Here is a 2,665-nt window from a genome sequence, read left to right on the forward strand (position 1 = left end):
TTCGCTACCTTAGGACCGTTATAGTTACGGCCGCCGTTTACCGGGGCTTCGGTTCGGAGCTTGCACCCCTCCCCTTAACCTTCCGGCACCGGGCAGGCGTCAGTCCCTATACTTCCTCTCATCGAGTTTGCAGAGACCTGTGTTTTTGGTAAACAGTCGCCAGGGCCTTGTCACTGCGACCACCTCGGCCTCCACCAGTTTCCGGGTTGCCCCTTCCCCTGGTTTCAACCTACCGTGGCACCCCTTCTCCCGAAGTTACGGGGCTAATTTGCCGAGTTCCTTGGCAAGGGTTATCCCGCTCCCCTTAGCTTTCTCAGCCCGCCTACCTGTGTCGGTTTGCGGAACGGGCACCCCCTAACCACTGCACGCGGCTTTTCTTGGCAGTATGGCGTCAGCTCCGTTGACCCCTTTCGGAGTCTCCCCTTCACGGCTCAGCTCAGGCTGCGGACTTACCTACAGCCCTCTTCGCCTAACCGCTTGGAGGGATTTGCCATTTATCCCCGGCGCTTAGCCTCCTGCGTCCCCGCTTGCAGTTTCGGTTAGATGGTGGTACCGGAATATTAACCGGTTTCCCATCGGATACCCCTTTCGGGTTTTCCTTAGGTCCCGACTTACCCTGGGCGGACGACCCTTCCCCAGGTACCCTTAGGCTTTCGGGGGGATGGATTCTCACCATCCTCTCGTATACTCATGCCTGGATTCTCACTTCCGCCTCGTCCAGTAGCTCTCACGAGTCTACCTTCTCCCTACCGCGGAACGCTCCCCTACCAATCTACCTTGCGGTAGATTCCGTGGCTTCGGAGGGTGGCTTCAGCCCCGCACATTTTCGGCGCAGTACGGCTCGACCGGTGAGCTGTTACGCACTCTTTAAATGATGGCTGCTTCTAAGCCAACATCCCGGTTGTCTAAGCCATACCACATCCTTCCTCTTCACACTTAGCCACCTCTTCGGGCCCTTAGCCGACGGTCTGGGTTGTTCCCCTCTCGTCCGTAGAGCTTATCCCCTACGGGCTCACTCCCAGGCTCTCGTGTGCCGGCATTCGGAGTTTGACAGGGTTCGCAGGTCACCCCACTAGCCCTACCAGCGCTCTACCTCCAACACAGAACACCTGAGGCTGCACCTCAATGCATTTCGGGGAGAACCAGCTATCACCGAGTTCGGTTAGCTTTTCACTCCTACCCACAGGTCATCCGAGGATTTTTCACGATCCACCGGTTCGGACCTCCAGTGGGTTTTACCCCACCTTCATCCTGCCCATGGGTAGCTCACCCGGCTTCGGGTCTATCGCTACTGACTCGCGCCCTCTTCGGACTCGCTTTCGCTTCGGCTTCGCCTCTCTCGGCTTAACCTCGCCAGTAGCGATAACTCCCAGGCTCATTAATCAAAAGGCACATCGTCACCCTTTCGGGCTCCGACTTCTTGTAGGCATGCAGTTTCAGGTCTCTTTCACTCCCCTTCCGGGGGGCTTTTCACCTTTCCCTCACGGTACTGGTTGCGCTATCGGTCGGCGAGTAGTATTTAGCCTTGGAGGGTGGTCCCCCCTGATTCACGCGGGATTCCTCGAGTCCCGCGCTACTCGGGATCACAGTCACACCCTACATCCACATTTCGCCTACGGGACTGTCACCCTCTCCGGTCAGCCTTCCCAGACTGTTCGGCTATGTGAATTTCAGGTGCGGCTCAGCCTAACTGTGTCCCACGACCCCAGCCTTTCGGCTGGTTTAGGCTCCTCCCCTTTCGATCGCCTCTACTCAGGGAATCTCGTTTGATTTCTTTTCCTCCGGGTACTGAGATGTTTCACTTCCCCGGGTATCGCGCAGAGCGTACACGCTTTCACGTGTACAGGTTGCCCCATTCGGGTATCCCGGGATCAACGCTCGCTTGCAGCTACCCCGGGCTTTTCGCAGCTTGCCACGCCCTTCTTCGCCTCTCGCCGCCTAGGCATCCACTGCATGCCCTTCCTTCCTTCACCTGTCCCCTATGCACTTTTCAATGACCCGCTCCATTGGTGGAGACAAGGGGATTCGAACCCCTGACCCCCTGCTTGCAAAGCAGGTGCTCTCCCAGCTGAGCTATGTCCCCACCCATGGTGGGCTCGGGAGGAATCGAACCTCCGACCTCACGCTTATCAGGCGTGCGCTCTGACCATCTGAGCTACGAGCCCAATCATTCAAACACGAATAGCAGCCACCATCTCTCCTTAGAAAGGAGGTGATCCAGGCGCACCTTCCGGTACACCTACCTTGTTACGACTTAGCCCCCCTCACCACGTTCACCCTCAACGGCGCCCCTAAGAGTCACCGTCTTCGGGTGCCCGCAACTCGGGTGGCTTGACGGGCGGTGTGTACAAGGCCCGGGAACGTATTCACCGCGGCGTGGCTGATCCGCGATTACTAGCGATTCCGGCTTCATGTGGGCGGGTTTCAGCCCACAATCTGAACTGGGGGATGGTTTCAGGGTTTTGCTCACCATCACTGGCTCGCTTCCCGCTGTCCATCCCATTGTAGCGCGTGTGTCGCCCAGGACATAAGGGGCACGAGTATCTGACGTCATCCCCTCCTTCCTCCGGCTCGTCGCCGGCAGTCCCCTTAGAGTGCCCACCTCGCGTGCTGGCAACTAAGGGCAGGGGTTGCGCTCGTTGCGGGACTTAACCCAACACCTCAC

General features: G+C 58.2%; 2 tRNA genes and 2 rRNA genes. All 4 read right to left on the reverse strand.

The features are described from left to right. Nucleotides 1-1,973: ribosomal RNA gene (locus ABJK56_RS17485) — 23S ribosomal RNA — on the reverse strand; the annotation flags it as partial. A gap of 34 nt (nucleotides 1,974-2,007) precedes the next feature. Continuing rightward, nucleotides 2,008-2,083: transfer RNA gene (locus tag ABJK56_RS17490), tRNA-Ala, on the reverse strand. Between the two features lie 5 nt (nucleotides 2,084-2,088). After that, nucleotides 2,089-2,165 (reverse strand) — tRNA-Ile (locus ABJK56_RS17495). 40 nt (nucleotides 2,166-2,205) lie between these two features. Further along, nucleotides 2,206-2,665: ribosomal RNA gene (locus ABJK56_RS17500) — 16S ribosomal RNA — on the reverse strand; the annotation flags it as partial.

It is taken from the genome of Thermogutta sp., assembly GCF_039793925.1.
Classification (GTDB): Bacteria; Planctomycetota; Planctomycetia; order Pirellulales; family Thermoguttaceae; genus Thermogutta.